Raw genomic sequence first — 17,420 nt, 5'->3', positions numbered from 1 at the left:
TATATTAGGTTCCAGGTTGCCGACGCCGATCTTCTCTTGGCGGGAGATGTTCGCCTACGGTGCTCCTGGTGGCAGACCTGACCGTCCCCGGCTCGAAGGGCCAAGCGAGAGGAATGAGGCCGAATGCGCTGGAACAAGTTGTACGCGTTAAAGAGCTACATGCGGTCCTCGCTGTGGGTCGTTCCATTTTTTGCACTCCTTCTGCAGCAAGCCTTCCTGCGCGCAGTGCTTGTATTCGAACAGTGGACGGACTGGGTGCCGTTGTGGCCCTTGGAGAAAGAGGGGACGGTTGCAGCGATGCAGGCGATCATTAGCCTGGCGCTTTCGTTCATCGTCTTCACGTTCGGCTCCCTGCTCGTGGCCATACAGATCGCGAGCGGGCAGCTTACGCCCCGGATCATTGCGACCACGCTGCTGCGCGACAACGTGATCCGTTTCACCGTGGGCCTGTTCATCTTCACTTTGCTCTTTGCCATTGGGGCGATCAGCCGCATCAGTACGTCGACTCCGTCGCCCATCTTGTGGATCTCGGGGATCTTTGGCGTTCTGTCGCTGGCAGCCTTCCTCTATTTCATCGATTACTCCGCCCGGCTGTTGCGTCCCGTCAGCATCATCCATCGCGTCGCCGAGCAGGGCTTTGCCGTTATCGAGGCGGTCTATCCTGGCCCGCTGTCGGATGCCGACGAGCAACCACAACCGGACGAGCCGCGCGAAAAGCCGGGAAGCGTCGTCTTGCATGTCGGTTCGTCGGACATCGTTCTTGCAGTCGACGTGAAGGCTCTGACGATCCAAGCGCATCGAACGGACGGCGTGATTGAACTTGCCGCGCGGGTCGGCGATTTCGTCTCATACGGACAGCCGCTGTTCCGCCTGTATGGCGGCGCCAAGGCAATACCGGCCAAGGACCTTCGCGACGGCGTCGTCTTCGGGCGCGAGCGGACCATCGAGCAGGATCCGACGTTCGCCTTCAGGGTTATTGTCGACATCGCCACCAAGGCGCTTTCAAAGGCGATAAACGACCCGACGACAGCGGTGCTTGCCATTGATCAGTTGCAGCGACTGCTGCGCAGCGTTGGTGGGCGCGAACTGCGCAATGAGTATGTCCACGACGCCCAGGGACGTCTTCGCGTGGTGTTCCCGACGCCGAATTGGGAGGATTTCGTGCAGCTTACGTGTCGAGAAATCCGGATCTATGGAGCTGAAAATCTTCAGATTGCAAGGAGGCTGCACGCAATGATCGATGATCTTGAAGCGGTGCTGCCGGAAAGCCGGAGGGGTGCATTGAGCATTGAGCGCGATCTGCTCGACCAGACAATCGACAAGGTCTACCTTTTGCCTGAGGATGCAGCCCTTGCGCATATTGCCGATACGCAAGGGCTGGGAGGTTCCCCTAAAGCCAGTTGAAATGCGCGTATCCGCATCGCCGATGTCCGAACATATTGGCTTTGGCGTCCCCGACCAGGGTAGCCGTGTTCTCGATGACACCATCCAGATCCGCCAGCTTGGCCGCAGGCGCGGAATCTGCCTTTGCCAAGACGGGGGCGAATGATGCAGGGCTTCCGATCGCCCTGAGATCTCCGGCATTTCGTCCCGGCCAAGCGCGAAACATTCAGCGCTCGTGATCCACATCCACCGCTTCAAGGCCCTGCCGGATTGGGAAGCCGTGGTGGTCATGCTCACCTGAGTCAGGCTTACTCCTGAACTGCCGTCGGTAGCTTGCCGGCGAGATCGAGAAGGCGCGGGTGAAATGCTGGCGCAGCGATACCGTGGAGCCGAAACCGGCCATCTCCGCGATCCGGTCGATCGGGCATGAGCCGGTTTCGAGCAGGCGTTGCGCGGTCGCCAGCCGCTGATTGAGCAGCCATTGGGTGAATGTGGTGCCGGTCGCCTTGCGGAAATGCCGAGTGAAGCTGCGCAGGCTCATTCCGGCCCGTGCCGCCAGCTTCTCGAGCGACAGTGGCTCGCTGAGATGCTCGATCGCCCAGTTGATCGTCGCGCCGAGCTGCACTTCGCTGACGGCCGCGGGCATCGGCTTCTCGATATATTGGGTCTGGCCGCCATGGCGATGCGGCGCCACCACCAGTCGACGGGCGATGCGGTTGGCAATTTCCGCTCCATGATCCCGCCGAACGATATGCAGGCAGCAGTCCATCGCCGCCGCCGTTCCAGCGGATGTGATGATGTCGCCATCATCGACGTAGAGCGCATCCTGATCGAGGGCGACCTGCGGGTGGCTACGTTGGAACTCCTCGGCCCAGGCCCAATGGGTGGAAGCCGGTCGCCCGTCAAGCACCCCGGCTTCAGCCAGGACGAAGGTGCCAAGACACAGGCCTACCAGCCGGGCGCCGCGCGCATGGGCGACCTTCAGGCTTTGCAGCAAGGCTTCGGGTGGCCGCTCGTCCGGATCCCGCCAGGCCGGCACGATGACGGTGTCTGCCTCGCCGAGATGGCTCAGATCATGCGTCACTTCGATGCGGAAACCCGAGCCGGTGGGAATTGATCCGGTGTTTTCGCCGCAGATCAGCAGCCGGTAGCGCGGCACTCCGAGCTTCAGCAATTCGTCGCCGAACACGATGCAGGGCACCGAGAGGTGGAAGGCGCTGATGCCTTCAAAGGCGATGACGGCGATAGTGTGCATCGGTACTGGGATCCCGTTCTGAGGAGTTGGCCAGAACCTAGCATATATTGTCATTCCGGCCACTTTCGCGAGAGCGTCGCATGCGGGATTTTTGCGCCATCAACAACGTGAAAGGACTTCTCGTCATGCAGCACCCAACCATCCGCGCCATCGCCGGAGCGACATCACCGCAAAGTATCGATCCAGCCAGAACCGCCCTCTTAGTGATCGATTTTCAGAACGAGTATTTCAGCGGCAGGATGCCGATCCCGGATGGCGAAAAGGCGCTGGGCAACGCCAAGCGCCTCATCGACCGCGCCGATCAGGACGGAATGCAGGTCTATCACGTGCAGCATGTGACGCCGGCCGGAAGCCCGGTCTTTGCCGAAGACAGCGAGACCTCGGCGTTTCACGACGCGATCACGCCGTCCGCCCATCATTCGGTGGTGCGCAAAACGTCGGTGAGCGTCTTCCCGACCACCGACATCGACCGGCGCCTGAAAGAGGCCGGCATCGATACGTTGATCATCGCAGGGCTGATGACCCATGCCTGCGTTGCGGGTGCCGCCCGCGATGCCGTGCCGCTCGGTTATAATGTGATCGTCGCCGAAGACGCCTGCGCCACGCGCGACCTCGATATGGCGGATGGCAACACCGTCGGCCATATCGCTCTGCACCGCGCAGCTCTGGCCTCGATCGACGACACCTTCGGCGACATCGTCACGACCGATCGCCTCCTGGCTCTGCCGCTGACGGCCAAATGAGGCGTTAACGGTCGGTCACTTTTGCAGGAAGCGCCGCCGTGTGGTGATCAAGCAGACGGTGGCGACTGCTAACCGACGGGCAGTTGGCGGCCTTGATCCCGAGGAAACGCAGGATCTTGGCCGCCAACCGGTTGGGCTTTCAATTCAGCTCGGCTGGAGGGCCACTTTGCGAGAGACCGCCACGAGCGAGGCGCCCAGCAGCGCAGCCAGCGCGGCGAACAGGAACACGCCGGCAGGTCCCTGCAGTTCGACGAGCACGCCGCCGAGGATTGCCCCCGTCGAGATGGCGACCTGGAATGTCGTCAGGGTCGCAGCGCCGGCACCTTCCGCCTCGTCGCCGGCAGCCCGGCTGATGAAGGACTGGACGCTGACGGGCAGGGCGCCGAAGGCGAACCCCCAGGCGGCCGTGGCTGCGGCGGCAATGCCCGGCAGCACGCCGGCGACGGCGAGAAGAAGAGCCGTGGCGGCGATACCAACAGCCGCAAGCATCATCGACAGGCGGGTGTTGCGCTCCGCCAGGAAACCGCCGGCGATATTGCCGAAGAAACCGCCGATGCCAAAGGCGAGCAGGATCGCGGTGATCATCTCGACGTCAAAACGCGGCACCTGTTCGAGATAGGGGCGGATATAGGTGAAGCCGGCAAAGTGGCCGGTGACAACCAGCAGGATCGTGGCAAGGCCGAGCCGGATCGCCGGGCGCCTGAGAACTCTGGCGATCGTCGCGAGACTGGTGGTGCCGAGCGGCGGCAGGGATGGAACGGTCAGTGCCTGGACGATAAAGGTGATCACTCCGACAGCGGCTGCCAGCAGGAATGCGTAGCGCCAGCCGAGCGTGGCGCCGATCCAGGCACCGACGGGCGCGGCGCACACTGTCGCGATCGATACGCCTGACATGACGATCGCCATGGCGCGGGGCATCAGCCTGCCGGGAACCAGCCGCATGGCCAGCGCCAGCGACATGGCCCAGAAGCCGCCGAGCGCGACGCCGAGTAGGACCCGAGCCGCAAGCAGGAAGGGAAGGTTGGGCGAAAAGCCCGCCATCAGGCTGGAGACGACGAGCAGGCCGGTCAATGCCAGGAGCACCGTGCGGCGGTCGAACCGTCCCGTGTAGACAACGATCGCCGGGCCGGCGACCGCCGCAACGACGGCGGTCGTCGTCACCGATTGGCCGGCTGCGCCGAGGCTGACCCCGAGGTCGGCCGACATCGGCGTCAGCAGGCTTGCCGGCAGAAACTCTGCCGTCACGAGGCCGAAGACCCCAAGCGAAAGGGATACGACGGCGCCCCATCGCGCTCGGCTCTGGTCGTCCGTCGGGGCCGCTGATTTTGTCACCACGCCATCCATATTCTTGATCTCCGCGATTGTTGATGGCGAAAATAGGTGGGATCTTCAGGAGTTTCTATGCTAGAAAATCCAAAAGACTGTGCCGTTTCTCCAAACTTGCCGGTGGTTTTATGAGCGATGCATTGACCGAAATCCTGCGCGGGCTGCGGCTCGACGGTGTTGAATACGGACGTTGCCAACCCTGCGCGCCCTGGGCGACGGCCTATCCGGCGCAGGAACCCGCGCGGTTCCACTTTCTCGCATCAGGCTCCGCCCACCTTCGCGCGCCGGATGGCGAATGGATCGAACTTGCCCAAGGCGATGCGATCCTTCTGCCCAGAGGCGATGCGCATGTGCTTGCCAGCAAGCCGGGCATTCCGCCGGTCTCGATTGCCGACCTGCCGAGACGGCAGCTGTGTGACGGCATCGTCGACGTGCAATGCCCGTCGACGGACAGCAAGAACCTCATCTTCTATGCGGTGATGCAGTTCAATGTCGATCGTCTGCATCCGCTCCTGCAACTGATGCCGGCCGTCATGCGCACCAGCGATCTTGCTGCAAGCGAGCCGTCGATCCCGCCGCTTCTCGATGCCATGCTGCGTGAAGCGCAAATGCAAAGGGTCGGCTCGGGCGGCATTCTCTCGCGTCTTGCCGATGTGCTGACCGCAACGCTCATTCGAACCTGGGTGGAGCATGGCTGCGGCACCGCGACTGGCTGGCTGGCGGCCGTCCGTAACCCGGAACTCGGTCGTGTGCTTGCCGCCATCCACCTTGAGCCTGCACGGGATTGGAGCGTGCCCGAACTGGCAAAGCTGATGGGGGCGTCGCGATCGGGCTTTGCCCAGCGTTTCGTCGACACCATGGGCGAGACACCGGCGCGCTATGTCGCGCGCATGCGAATGCATCAGGCGCATCAATGGCTGCAGGAAGGGCAGCGGGTGGCCCTTGTCGCCGGCCGCCTCGGTTATGATTCCGAGGCCTCGTTCAGCCGCGCCTTCCGCAAGATCATCGGGGCACCGCCAAGCCACTATCGAAGCAAGGGACTCCCCAAGGAGCAGCTGGCTTCTTGAGAGAAACCGAGGCCTCTGGCCCCGGACGCCCCCCGAGGTCAGAATCGCCCGCTGATGCCGACCTTTGCACCGGCAGATGTCTCGCCGTCGCCTTCGATGTTGAACAACAGTCCCGTGTCGATCGACCAGCTCTGCGCGGTTTGCAGCGATAGCGCGGCCGAGAGCGAACCGAACAGACCCGCGCCATCAAGCCCGGAGTAGCCGACCGTGCCGGCGAGCTTGGGCGTCAGCGTCATGTCGTTCTCAAGGCTGAACTGCCGCGCAATCTCCGCCCTCAGGCTGACCCGCAACTGCTCTTCGGTAAAGCCCTTGAGGTCGACGATGTCGCCGGCGCCATTCTTCACCCCATAGTCGTCGACCGTCTCGGAGAAATAGACCGCCCGCAGCGCCGGCGTAAACACGGTTGCATCGTCCAGCTGCCATTGCCCCTTGACCGCGGTGTCCAGCAGCAGGCGGCGCGTGTCGAATGTGCCGTCAAAGGCAGTCGTGTCTATGGTGTTGGACGAGCCGCCATAAAGCAGGCTCGTATCCCAGAAGATGCCCTTGCCAAGCTCGAAGGAGGCATAGGGACCGGCCAGCCAGCCATTGCCGGAAAGCTCTGCATCCTCGTCGGTTGGGTCGGTCATGCGGTCATAGTGGAAGGACAGGCCGAGCAGTGCTTTCTCCGACAGCAGATAGTCTGTGCCAAGCGAGACCATACCGAAGTTGCCCCACTTGTCGTCGTCGTCCTTGCGGCGGTGCATCAGGAATGTGCTGTCGAGCCAGATGTTGAATGGCGAGGTTTCGGCCTGGTCAACGCCATCGGCCCTGTCGCGCGCTGCTTCCATCTGGGCAAGGCTGGTGGAAAAGCCAAGTGTCACGCCATCGGTTGAAGGTGTCATACGGGTGGTGACGGTGTCCGTTCCCGCGGCCATCTGCCGCCGGTCCAGCAGACCCGGCACCTTGATGGTCGAGGCGATCAGGTTTTGCCGCGTCCGCACGAAGTCACGCACGAGCGCGTCGATCTCCGCGGCGTGGCTGGAGGCATCGAAGGCGAGATTGTAGGTCACGGTCCCGGTGTTGGAAGCGCCAAGCGCGCTGACCAAACGGAAGCCGATGCGCACCTGGCCGGAATAGGCCTTGTTGGGCGTGAACTTCAGATACCAGCCAACCGGAGGGGCGACCGGGCCAACCTGTGCCAGCTCGCCCTGGATGATGGACGCCGTTCCAGCTTGGGCCGGCTCGACAAAGGTCGCCTCGGCCGCGGTGAACGGACCGCCGGTGGCGCCGCGATTGAGATAGACGTCCGGCGGTGCCGATCCGGCCGGGACATCGACCACCTTGTCGCTGACGGTGATCGTGCGGGCCTGAACATTGAGCGTATAGCTCGCCGTTCCCGTTGCGCCGTTGCTGTCGCGAACCTCGATCGCGAACGTGTAACTGCCTGCGGCATCCGCGGCCAGCGCGCCGGTCAGTTCACCCGTTGAGACGTTGATGACCATGCCTTTGGGCAAAGCGCCGGATGCAAGGCGATAGAGCATTGGACCGGTTCCGCCCTTGGCGGCAATCGGCTGGCTGTAGTCCTCGCCGGCCATGGTGTCCTTGAGCGTTCCAGCGGGTGGCTCGAAGGTGAAGTTGACCGGCGCCGGTTCAATCGTGATCGAATAGCGCGCGGTTCCGGCAGCGTTGTTGGCATCGGTTGCCGTCACGGTGAAATCATGGTTTCCGGCTCGGGTCGGGATGCCGGCGATCGCGCCGGTGGCGCTGTCGAGCGCGAGGCCCGCAGGAAGCTGGCCCGATGTGACCGCATAACGATAGGGCGCGGTTCCGGCCGAGGCGGTGACGGTGGCGCCGCTATAGGCGGCTCCGGCGGTTCCGCTCGCCAGCGCGCCAGCCGGTGGCGAGAAGGTGAGCGTCGGTGCTGTCACCGTGATCGCCACCGTCGCGGCAGGCGAGGTGCCGGTGGTGTTCGTGGCCACATAGGTAAAGCTGTCGGTGCCGGAATAGCCCGGTGTCGGGGTATAGGTGATCGCCAGTCCGGACACTGCGGCCGTGCCGTGCGCCGGCTGGGTGCCGATGGCCACGGAATCCGCAGCGCCGCCGCTGAGATCGAGCGTGATCGGGTTGGCCGCGGAGTTCGCGGCGACGGTCGCACGCACATTGTTGGCAGTCGGTGCCTGGATGACGATGGCGATCGAGTAGCTTGCGGTTCCCGTTGCAGTGTTGGCGTCGGTTGCCGTCACGGTGAAATTGTGACTTCCGGTCGTCGTCGGCGTTCCCGAGATGCGACCGGTGGTGCCATCGAGCGCGAGGCCTGCAGGCAGTGCGCCTGAAGCCACGGCATAGCGATAGGGCGCGGTCCCGGCCGATGCGGCGACGGTGACGTCATAGGCTGTCCCGACGATACCCCCGGTCAACGTGCCGGCTGCGGGCGAGAAGCTGAGGGTGGGCGCCGTGACGGTGATCGTCACGGTCGCGGCTGTCGAAGTGCCGGTGGCGTTGGTGGCGGTGTAGGTGAAACTGTCGGAGCCGGAATAGCCTGGCGTCGGGGTGTAGGTGATCGCAAGTCCCGAAACCGCAGCCGTACCGTGTGTCGGCTGCGTGCCGATGGCGAGCGTATCGGCGATCCCGCCGCCGAGATCGAGCGTGACCGGGTTCGCCGTGGAGTTTGCTGCGACCGTTGCGCTCACATTGCCGGCGGTCGGGGCCTCGACCGCAATCGCGATTGAGTAGGCCGCTGTCCCCGTGGCGTTGTTGGCGTCGGTGGCCGTGACCGTGAAGGTGTAGTCTCCGGCGGTCGTCGGCGTTCCCGAGATGAGACCGGACGCTGGATCGAGCGTCAACCCGTCCGGCAGCGTGCCGGTCACGGCATAGATGTAGGGTGCAGTGCCGGCCGATGCAGCGACCGTGACGCCGCTGTAGGCGGTTTTGGCGGTCCCGCCGGGCAAGGCGCCGTCGACCGGCGAGAAGCTGAGGGTGGGCGCTGTAACGGTGATCGTCACGGTCGCGGCTGTCGACGTGCCGGTCGCGTTGGTGGCGGTGTAGGTAAAACTGTCGGAACCGGAGTACCCAGGCGTCGGTGTATAGGTGATCGCAAGTCCAGAAACCGAAGCGGTGCCGTGCGTCGGTTGCGTACCGATAGCGAGCGCATCGGCGATCCCGCCGCCGAGATCGAGCGTGAGCGGGTTCGCCGTGGAGTTTGCGCCAACCGTTGCGCTCACATTGCCGGCGGTCGGGGCCTGGACCGCAATCGCGATCGAGTAGGCCGCTGTCCCCGTGGCGTTGTTGGCGTCGGTGGCCGTGACCGTGAAGGTGTAGTCTCCGGCGGTCGTCGGCGTTCCCGAGATGAGACCGGACGCTGGATCGAGCGTCAACCCGTCCGGCAGCGTGCCGGTCACGGCATAGATGTAGGGTGAGGTGCCTGCGGATGCAGCGACTGTGACGCCGCTGTAGGCGGTTTTGGCGGTCCCGCCGGGCAAGGCGCCGGCGACCGGCGAGACGCTGAGTGTGGGTGCCGTGACGGTGATCGTCACGGTCGCGGCCGCGGACGTGCCGGTCGCGTTGGTGGCGGTGTAGTCGAAGCTGTCGGAACCGGAATATCCAGGCGTCGGGGTGTAGGTGATCGCAAGTCCAGAAACCGAAGCGGTGCCGTGCATCGGCTGGGTGCCGATGGCAAGCGTGTCCGCCGCGCCGCCACTGAGACTGAGTGTCACCGGATTGGCCGTGGAGTTCGCCGCAACCGTTACACTCACAGCGTTGGCGATCGGAGCAGGCTTTGGTGTGACCGAACTGGACGCATCGGAGGCCGGACCGGGGCCGATGCTGTTGGTGGCCGTGACTGTGAAGGTGTAGACCGTGCCGTTGGCAAGGCCCTTCACGGTTATGGGACTCGATCCGCCGGTTGCCACGGCACCACCTGGATCAGACGTCACGGTGTAGCTGCTGATCGGCGTGGTGCCCGCGTTCATAGGGGCGGTGAAGCTGACTGTTGCCTCGCCGTCACCCGGCACAGCGCTGACGGCTGTCGGTGCGTCCGGAGCTGCGCCCGCGCGAGTGACGACGATGTCGTAGGTCGTCTTCGTGACGGCGTCCTGCGCCGTAACCACGATGCTTACGGCGTTGTCGCCGACCTGGAGGTTGACGGGAAGGCTGCCCGGCGCCGTGACGACAGTTCCGTTGACCGAGACGACGGCGCCCGAATGTGTGCTCGCCGGAGTGACGGCTATGGTGGAAACACTGTTGCCCACCGAGACCGTGTAGCTTGTCGTGGCAGCGTCGAAGGCTGGAGCGAGCGTGCCATACGATAAGCCAATGCCTGAGAGGCTGGCATCGCTGGAAGGCGGCGCGACGATCATCGGGGTGCCGCCGGTGTACGCCTTGGTCATCTCGTTGCCGGCGAAGTCCTTGATCCCGGTGCTGGCGGACAGGCCGAGCGCCAAGGTACCTTCTCCCGAAACATTCGCGATCTGCACCTGATAGGTCGATCCCGATCCCGACACACTGTCGATCGTGCCTTGCGCGGTTCCTGTTTTCGCCAGGGTGAACTTGCCGATGTCCACGGCCGTGACCGGTTCGGAAAACGTGACGTCGAAGGTGGCGGCTGTCGCGGCGGGGTTGACTGACGTTACCGTGGGCCGGACGCCGTCGATCCTGATGCCTGATGTATCGGCAATGTTGCGCAGTGTGATATCTGCATCCACTAGGCGGTTGTAGTCCGTGATCGTTGCCCCCCCGCGCGCCATTGACGAGATTGCGATTCCGTCTTCGTCGAGGTCGTTTTCGGCAACAGTGTAGGAAAACGTCATGGTGTTAAAGACGGCGCCGATCAGGTTGATCCGCCGCTCGACAGCCCCAAAGACAGCCTTCAGGTACGGCCCCCCGTTGCTGGCGATGTGCTGATCGAACTCCACGTCGAACAGCAGCGTGGCGCCGATCGCGTAGGTTCGTGCCGGCGTGTCGAGCGGCTTGACGGCGGTGACGACCGGCGCGGCGACGTAGGTGTAGCCGTTCGCGCGCGTCACGGAGCTGTTGCCGACAGTCGTAACGGTCACATCGACTGGCCCGGACGTTCGTGCCGGCGCAATGGCCGTAATCCGGGTGGCGCTGTCAACGGTGAATGTGGTAGCAGGCGTGCCGCCGAATGCAACGGCACTCACACCGATGAAGTTGGTGCCGGTGATGGTCACGGACTGTCCGCCGGCTGTGCTTCCGATGGACGGCGCGACACCGGTGATCGTGGCAGGTGCGGCGCGCGTGACGACCACCCAATAGGTCCGCTTGACCGTGCGGTCCTCGGTCATGACCGTGATGGTGAGCGTGTTCTCGCCGACATCGAGCGGCACAGCGTTCGACGCGCCCGAGACAGCGCTTACGCCGTTGATCTTCACCGCCGTTGTGGTTGCGGCGGTGGACGGTGTCACGCCAAGAGTGGAGACGCCGTTGGCCACGGTCGCCGTATAGATCATGGTGTTGGTATTGAAGGCCGGCTCGAGGTTGCCGCTCGAGAGGTCGAGACCGGAAAGAGCCGCGTCCAACGGGTTGCTCTTCGTGACGCAGACGACGTCCATACGCCAGGGGTATGTCGTCGGGCTATAGTTTATGGTTTCGACGAAGAGACCACCTTGAACGAGGTCTTTCCCTGATATCGATGCGGATTCGTCGCCGGTTACCGTGCCTGCCTGATTCTCGACCGACATGTATTGGGCGCCTATTTGGGCGACCGCGGAAAAGTATCCGTAATCCAGGTAGGTCGGATTGCGGATCAGATCGATATGAAGCTGGTCCGTGGTTTCAAAGTCAGTTTTTGGATAGGTCCCCGTGAAAAATCCGACCTCCTTCCCGTTCAGATCGGCAACGATATCCTCGCACCCTTTCGATGCGAACGCCTCTCCCGCCGCAGCCAGGAGGCCGAAAAGAAGAAAGACCAAGGCCGTCAGCAGACGGATCTGATAGTGCCAAAACCGGCGTATCTTTCCATCTTTCGGCCCCGCCACCACCGGTGTGGCGATGCACTTTCGTTCGACGATGCCGTCAGACTGCATCGCAGCGGTGTCGCCGCCGCTTGCCACACGAACGGCCCGGTTGCAGGAGCGTGCGGCCGTGGCCGATCGATAGCTTGTCATGACGGATTTCTCTCAACAAAAACCGCGCCATGGCAGGCGCGCTTCGTGTTAGCTCGGAGAAAGTGCCGTCTTCAATTGGCGCAGACGGTCAGGCGTGGAAATGCGCACCCCGTGCCAATGACCCTGCGTTTACTGCCAAATCGGCTGTCTTGCCGCGCAGGTCCTTATCGCCCGATCAGGCTGATCCATTGCGACCAGTCGGTCGCCGACAGCCCAGGTGCGGATTTTAGCAGGGCCGGATGATGCGCCGAAAGATGCCGTAGCTCCCGCGGCGACATGCCGAATTCCCGACGAAACGCACGGCTGAAATTGGCCGCGTTGGTAAACCCATGCGCTAAGGCGAGGTCTGCGATTGCAACGTGCCTGTATTCCGGCGCTCGCAGATTTATGAAGGCGCGCCGCAGGCGCTGCTGCGCCAGGAAAACCGAGAATCCCCCAACCAGTTCCAGAAGCCGGTAGACCGTTCGGCGCGACAGCCCGAATGCGCCCATGACGCGCTCCACGGTCAGATCGGGTTCGAGCAAGTGGTCGGTTATGTAGCGCCTGACCGCGATCGACAGCGCATGGCCGACGCTTGCTGCATTGCCCTCGCTCGTCTGGCTGTTGATCGCGGCGCCGGCAAGATCAAGCAGCGGAGACAGGACCGCTTCCGCGTCGCCGACGGAGATATGATCCAGCTGTTTGTGAAGGCTGCCGAGCGTGTCCCTCAACAGCGAAACGAGCGGCATGCTAGCCGGTAGGACCAGTTCATGATTGTCGTCCGGGCGCTTCAGGCGGGGGGCCAGCATCTGGCGCGGAATGACGAGGCTGAGATGCTCATGATCGATGGTGGATGTGGCGAGCGGCTGCGCCATATCGATCACGTAGAGGTCACCGGGGCGGGCAATGCTGTCGGAGCTGCCGCGGGTGCCGCTTTGACCATTGAGGTAGAACTGCACGAGATACCCGTCCATGCCGTCCCGGGCGATCTTGTAGCGGGACCGGTCGAAGTCCTGACCGCTCGATCGAGTGCGCGCGACCCCGACACCTCCGATCAGGGCCGCATCGACGCTGGCAAAGAAAGGTTCGTCGGATGGACCGCGAAGGCGCGTGTCAAAAAGAACGCCGATCGACTCGCGCCACATCAAATGGGCGTCTTGCTGCCGCATCGCTGTGGTGTCGAATCGAGAGCGCGGCAATCCGAAGTGATCGATAGGCGAGGAGCCCAAGCTTGACGTTGCATCAAATGACATGGTCGGAAAACTTCGTTCTTTGCGCTGAACTGATGGTCATAAATTGACAACTGGCAATTGGCTTATCCGAGCATGTCTACCACAACTCCTGAATACATCCGCTCACGTCGCGACTCTCGCTGGCTGGAAGCTAAACACTAGAGCATCCCGCCTTCAAGCGGAACTACCTAAGGCGGATAAGATGCTCTGGAATCAAGGAGCTAGAGCGTCTTTACGCGTTCTTCTGAACACACGGCTCTCCAGAGATAGCTGGATGTTCTTGCGAGATCATTTCAGCCGCAAGGTGAATATAAAAATTTCGCCGTGGCAAGCTTCAAGCGGATAAAGGTAGACTGCGGCCGTATGCCGTTGCGGCGCACTTCAGCTCTGTTTGCCGGATTGCCGTACTGCTTTTGACTGAAAACCGCTCCGCACTTTTCCCGGAAAGTTCTATGGGCTCTTTGCGGCCTGAAGAGCGCCTGCAAGCTTTCTGACCGCGACGTCAAGCTCGATCGGCGTATAGGCGGCGAATCCCATCAGGAACCCGGCCTTGCCATCGCCGGAGGCATGAAGCCCCGACAGGCCCAGCAGCTCGACGCCGACGCGTCGCGCCGCGTCGATCGCCGTGCACTCTGGCAAGCCGCAGGTCAGCACGCACGGCATCTGCAGGCCGCCGATCGGAATCCGCGGCTCTACGAAGGCCGAAAGATGTGTCCGCACAAGGCCAGCAAGCGTATCGAGCCGCTCGGAATAGATGCCGCGCATGGCGCGAACATAAGCGCCGAAATGCCCGCCTTCCATGAACCGGGCGAGTGTCAGTTGCGCCATCGAAGCGGTGTGGCCGTCAAGCAATGTCCGTGCGACGGTCATCGGGTTGACCAATTGTGGAGGCAGCACGACATAGCCGATCCGCAACCCGGGAAAGAGCGATTTGGTGAAGGTGCCGATGTAAACGGTCCGGTAATGAGGGTCGAGGCCCTGCATGCAGGCCGTTGGTTTTCCGGCATAGTGGAATTCGCTGTCGTAGTCGTCCTCGATGATCCAGGCCTGGTGCTTACCTGCCCATTCGATGAGGGCAAGTCGTCGATCGAGTGCAAGCGTCGCACCGGTCGGAAACTGATGCGAAGGCGTCAGGAAAACGGCCTTGGCCTTGTGAGGCTGGCTCAAGATCCGTTCGACCGTGATGCCCTGATCGTCCACGGGAATTGGAACACATTCGAGGCCGGCAGCGTCGAATGCCTTGCGCGCGCCGTAGTATGCCGGATCTTCGATGAAGATGCGGTCACCGGGATCGAGCAGCATGTTGGCGCACAGCGCCATTGCCTGTTGTGAACTCGTGAGAACCAGCACACGGTCGGCGCTGGCACGAGCACCCCGTTCCAGGTTGACATAGTCGGCAATCGCGCGTCGAAGCGGTTCTGCGCCTTGTGGATCTCCGTGAAGGAGGGCCTGTGTGCCCGTTTCCTTCAGGACCTGGCGCTCCAGACGTTCCCACAGCGAAAGCGGAAAGCTGCGCGTCTCTGGCACACCCGGTGCGAATGGCCGGGGTACAAGTTGCTCGCGGACGCCGCCGCTGCGCGACATGGCGGCGCCGCGTCTGCTGAGGCTTGGCTCCTTGTGACGCTGAAGCGCGTCTCGCCGCGGAACCCTTTGGCCCGTGGAGAATGCCTTCACCTCGGCGACGAAACTGCCGCTGCCCACCCGTCGGTCGATAAAGCCCTCGGCATGGAGCTGGGAATAGGCGGCCTCGACGGTGTCGCGGGATACACTGAGTGATCTGGCGAGCGCACGCGATGCCGGCAGCGGTCTGCCGGGAACAAGCGCACCATCGACGATGAGTTGCCTGACTGCCCGCTGAATCCGTGCGTGGAGCGGCAACTCTGCGTGCGCGGGATGGGCAAGCCAGGCCTTCACCGTTTCCAATTGGCAATGCTTGAACAAATGGTCTGGCCGATGATCGAGAAGTGGATGGCTCTATCAGTCCATTTGTCGATTAGAAGTCAAGCCGCATCCTCACCCGGCGCCAGAGACTTTCAGGAGATTCAATCGGATCATGTCGCATATCTCGTCACCATCGCCCTCCCGTTTAAGTGATCTCACGCATCCCATTGTCGCCGGTTTGATCTCCGTCATCGTCAACTACGGCGGAACCTTCATTCTGGTCTTCCAGGCCGCAAAGGTCGCGGGTCTGAGCCCGGAACTGACCGCATCGTGGGTGTGGTCCGTTTCCATCGGGGTCGGTCTGACCGGACTGTTTCTGAGCTGGCGCTATCGCGAGCCGATCATCACGGCCTGGTCGACCCCGGCTGCGGCATTCCTCGTGACGGCGCTTGCGACCACGTCCTATGCAGAAGCGGTGGGTGCCTATCTGATCTCGGCAGCTGCCTTCGTCGCATTGGGGCTTTTGGGCTGTTTCGATAGGGTCATCAAGCTGATCCCGCCCGGCATCGCCTCAGGGCTGCTCGCGGGTATATTGCTGCAATTCGGCATCGGGGCTTTTGGAGGCGCGACGGTCGATCCGCTGCTGGTCGGGCTTCTGATCCTTGCCTATGTGCTGCTCAAGCGCTTTACCGCACGCTATGCCGTGGTCGGCATACTGGTGCTCGGTCTCGTGTTCCTGGCTATGCAGGGCCGGATCGATCTTTCCGGGCTGCAGTTGAAGCTGGCCGCGCCTGTGTTCACCATGCCGCAATTCTCTCTGAATGCGCTTCTGAGCGTGGCGCTGCCGCTGTTTCTAATCACCCTGACCGGGCAATACATGCCGGGCATGCTGGTTCTGCGCAATGATGGCTTCAAGACCAGCGCCAGCCCGATCTTGACGGTGACGGGTTTGGGTTCGCTTGTCATGGCGCCGTTCGGCTCTCACGCCTTCAACATCGCGGCCATCACCGCCGCAATCGCTACCGGCAAGGAGGCGCACGAAGACCCGACGAAGCGTTGGGTGGCGGGGATCGCGGCGGGCGCCTCTTACGTTCTTGTCGGCGTGTTCGGCGTGACACTTGCCGCCGTCTTCATGGCATTGCCGGCAACGTTCATCACCACCTTGGCCGGGCTTGCGCTGCTGGGCACGATCGGCGGCAGTCTCGCCGGCGCAATGGCCGATCCGAAATCGCGCGAGGCAGCGTTGATTACCTTCCTCGCTTCGGCCGCGAACATCAGCCTGCTCGGGATCGGTGGAGCGTTCTGGGGGCTCGTGATCGGTGTTGTCGCTTCCATCGTGCTGAACGGCTGCCTGCCGCGTCGGGACAGTGGCAAAATGGTTTCCATCGAGGGGGCGGAAGAGTGATGTCCGGCTTCCGCCGGCTCAATCCGGAAGCATGTGGCGCGCGGCCGTCGCAAACGCGACCATCGCTAATGCTTTGGGAGACTTCGTACCCGCCGTCCTCATAAGGTCGGACGTCGATCGCTGACCATTTTCTCGACCACGACTGCTTGAGCGGGGCCAGGCGTGCGCTTCGCCCTCCATTCGATCGGGTTAATGCAGGTCACGCGCCTGAACTCGCGGTTGAAGTTGGATTTCGCCAGAAAGGCGACGTCGTAGACAATCGTCGTAGTGGCGATGTCGGCGCTTTCCAAAAGCCGGCATGCCTCCGCGATCCGGAAATCGTTGACATATTGCGACAGGTTCTTGCCGTGGACAATCTCGCTAGAGGCTTCGGCGCTTCACCTCTGGAAGTCATTGACGATGGCCGGCTGAAAGTGGCGTTCTTGGCCATCCCGGCACTTTTTCTTGCCGATGGCCTGCGCGACGTGCACAAACCCGTGGCGCTCTGGGTAGCCGCCTTGGACGACATCGTGCCGGTGGTGCCGGACTTCGCCATCCTCCGGGACGGATTGCCGGTCAGGCCCGTTTCCCATATCGAGCCCGATGCGGGGCTCTACTCCTTCCTCGCGCCATACACCCGGACCCAACGCGCGGAGTTGTACGAGATCTGCACCGATCTGCCGGGCTTCGATCGCGTCGCATTTCATCCGCGGCTGAACGCTGCCGCGGTCGCCTTCTTCAGGGCAAATCTCTAGGCGGATGCTTGGGTGGATGTGTGTGGCGCGAGGCGAGGTGCCTCGCGGCTCCCGGCCCTGACATCGGGCGCCATATTGCCGTGGGTCCTGAAATGGTCGGCTGTCCGAGCTTCATGCCGCCAATCCTTGAGCCGGTGGCAAATCGGTGGCGTCACCGGCGCATCATTTCCCTCACTCCTCGCGGAATGCTCTGAGCATCTGGTCGGTGAATGGTTTTGTGAGGTATGAGATTGCGGTTCTCTCGTCGGTCTGGACGAACACTTCGACGGGCATTCCGGGCATGAGCTTGCGGCCGCCGAGCTTTTCGAGCGGCT

Annotated in this window: 11 protein-coding genes and 1 pseudogene; 5 read left to right on the top strand and 7 right to left on the bottom strand. The window is 62.8% G+C overall.

The window, feature by feature from the left end:
- The first annotated feature begins 123 nt into the window (after positions 1-123).
- Positions 124-1,404 carry a DUF2254 domain-containing protein gene (locus tag BLJAPNOD_RS24435; RefSeq protein WP_077501758.1) on the top strand — a complete coding sequence of 427 codons (1,281 nt, stop codon included), beginning with the start codon at positions 124-126 and terminating at the stop codon, positions 1,402-1,404.
- 205 nt (positions 1,405-1,609) lie between these two features.
- Here BLJAPNOD_RS24435 and BLJAPNOD_RS24425 read toward each other — a convergent pair whose 3' ends face one another.
- A complete protein-coding gene (locus tag BLJAPNOD_RS24425; protein ID WP_115421754.1) occupies positions 1,610-2,638 on the bottom strand; it encodes a helix-turn-helix domain-containing protein in 1,029 nt (342 codons plus the stop codon).
- Positions 2,639-2,763: 125 nt separating this feature from the next.
- On the opposite strand from BLJAPNOD_RS24425, the gene BLJAPNOD_RS24420 reads away from it, so the two are divergent.
- Positions 2,764-3,381 carry an isochorismatase family protein gene (locus BLJAPNOD_RS24420; protein WP_115421896.1) on the top strand — a complete coding sequence of 206 codons (618 nt, stop codon included), beginning with the start codon at positions 2,764-2,766 and terminating at the stop codon, positions 3,379-3,381.
- 144 nt (positions 3,382-3,525) lie between these two features.
- Here BLJAPNOD_RS24420 and BLJAPNOD_RS24415 read toward each other — a convergent pair whose 3' ends face one another.
- On the bottom strand, positions 3,526-4,713 hold the full coding sequence (locus BLJAPNOD_RS24415) for an MFS transporter (RefSeq protein ID WP_244611067.1): 1,188 nt from the start codon (positions 4,711-4,713) through the stop codon (positions 3,526-3,528).
- A gap of 122 nt (positions 4,714-4,835) precedes the next feature.
- Between BLJAPNOD_RS24415 and BLJAPNOD_RS24410 the strand changes: the two genes are divergently transcribed.
- The gene (locus BLJAPNOD_RS24410) at positions 4,836-5,774 is read left to right on the top strand and encodes an AraC family transcriptional regulator (RefSeq protein ID WP_077501764.1); all 939 of its coding nucleotides are present in this window, start codon (positions 4,836-4,838) and stop codon (positions 5,772-5,774) included.
- 38 nt (positions 5,775-5,812) lie between these two features.
- Here the strand turns inward: BLJAPNOD_RS24410 and BLJAPNOD_RS24405 are convergent, their stop codons facing one another.
- From BLJAPNOD_RS24405 to BLJAPNOD_RS24395, 3 genes are all read right to left on the bottom strand, one after another.
- Entirely contained in the window at positions 5,813-11,875 is a 6,063-nt protein-coding gene (locus BLJAPNOD_RS24405) for a putative Ig domain-containing protein (protein WP_115421752.1), read from the bottom strand.
- Between the two features lie 164 nt (positions 11,876-12,039).
- The gene (locus tag BLJAPNOD_RS24400; protein WP_158556161.1) at positions 12,040-13,023 is read right to left on the bottom strand and encodes a helix-turn-helix domain-containing protein; all 984 of its coding nucleotides are present in this window, start codon (positions 13,021-13,023) and stop codon (positions 12,040-12,042) included.
- A 513-nt stretch (positions 13,024-13,536) separates the two neighbouring features.
- Positions 13,537-15,027, bottom strand: a complete 1,491-nt coding sequence (locus BLJAPNOD_RS24395) for a PLP-dependent aminotransferase family protein (RefSeq protein ID WP_115421751.1) — start codon at positions 15,025-15,027, stop codon at positions 13,537-13,539.
- Between the two features lie 112 nt (positions 15,028-15,139).
- Here BLJAPNOD_RS24395 and BLJAPNOD_RS24390 point away from each other — a divergent pair, with 112 nt between their 5' ends.
- Positions 15,140-16,372 carry a benzoate/H(+) symporter BenE family transporter gene (locus tag BLJAPNOD_RS24390; RefSeq protein ID WP_115421750.1) on the top strand — a complete coding sequence of 411 codons (1,233 nt, stop codon included), beginning with the start codon at positions 15,140-15,142 and terminating at the stop codon, positions 16,370-16,372.
- 98 nt (positions 16,373-16,470) lie between these two features.
- Here the strand turns inward: BLJAPNOD_RS24390 and BLJAPNOD_RS24385 are convergent, their stop codons facing one another.
- Positions 16,471-16,683: a hypothetical protein gene (locus BLJAPNOD_RS24385; RefSeq protein ID WP_244611097.1), complete on the bottom strand. Its 213-nt coding sequence runs from the start codon at positions 16,681-16,683 to the stop codon at positions 16,471-16,473.
- Between the two features lie 36 nt (positions 16,684-16,719).
- Here BLJAPNOD_RS24385 and BLJAPNOD_RS24380 point away from each other — a divergent pair, with 36 nt between their 5' ends.
- Positions 16,720-17,106, top strand: coding sequence for a hypothetical protein (locus tag BLJAPNOD_RS24380; protein WP_147294579.1), 387 nt, complete (start codon positions 16,720-16,722; stop codon positions 17,104-17,106).
- A 171-nt stretch (positions 17,107-17,277) separates the two neighbouring features.
- On the opposite strand, the pseudogene BLJAPNOD_RS36120 reads toward BLJAPNOD_RS24380, so the two are convergent.
- Positions 17,278-17,420: pseudogene (locus BLJAPNOD_RS36120) on the bottom strand (HlyD family type I secretion periplasmic adaptor subunit); the annotation flags it as partial.

This window comes from Ensifer sp. M14 (assembly GCF_003355565.1).
In the GTDB taxonomy this organism is placed as follows: domain Bacteria; phylum Pseudomonadota; class Alphaproteobacteria; order Rhizobiales; family Rhizobiaceae; genus Ensifer.
The sequence above is the reverse complement of the archived record's forward strand: the minus strand, read 5'-3'. Positions and strand labels throughout refer to the sequence as shown.

Excerpts from the sequence above, each read along its gene's own strand:
- BLJAPNOD_RS24405 (WP_115421752.1), bottom strand. The coding sequence starts at position 11,875 with ATGACAAGCTATCGATCGGCCACGGCCGCACGCTCCTGCAACCGGGCC.
- BLJAPNOD_RS24410 (WP_077501764.1), top strand. The coding sequence starts at position 4,836 with ATGAGCGATGCATTGACCGAAATCCTGCGCGGGCTGCGGCTCGACGGT.
- BLJAPNOD_RS24400 (WP_158556161.1), bottom strand. The coding sequence starts at position 13,023 with ATGCGGCAGCAAGACGCCCATTTGATGTGGCGCGAGTCGATCGGCGTT.
- BLJAPNOD_RS24390 (WP_115421750.1), top strand. The coding sequence starts at position 15,140 with ATGTCGCATATCTCGTCACCATCGCCCTCCCGTTTAAGTGATCTCACG.
- BLJAPNOD_RS24435 (WP_077501758.1), top strand. The coding sequence starts at position 124 with ATGCGCTGGAACAAGTTGTACGCGTTAAAGAGCTACATGCGGTCCTCG.
- BLJAPNOD_RS24425 (WP_115421754.1), bottom strand. The coding sequence starts at position 2,638 with ATGCACACTATCGCCGTCATCGCCTTTGAAGGCATCAGCGCCTTCCAC.
- BLJAPNOD_RS24420 (WP_115421896.1), top strand. The coding sequence starts at position 2,764 with ATGCAGCACCCAACCATCCGCGCCATCGCCGGAGCGACATCACCGCAA.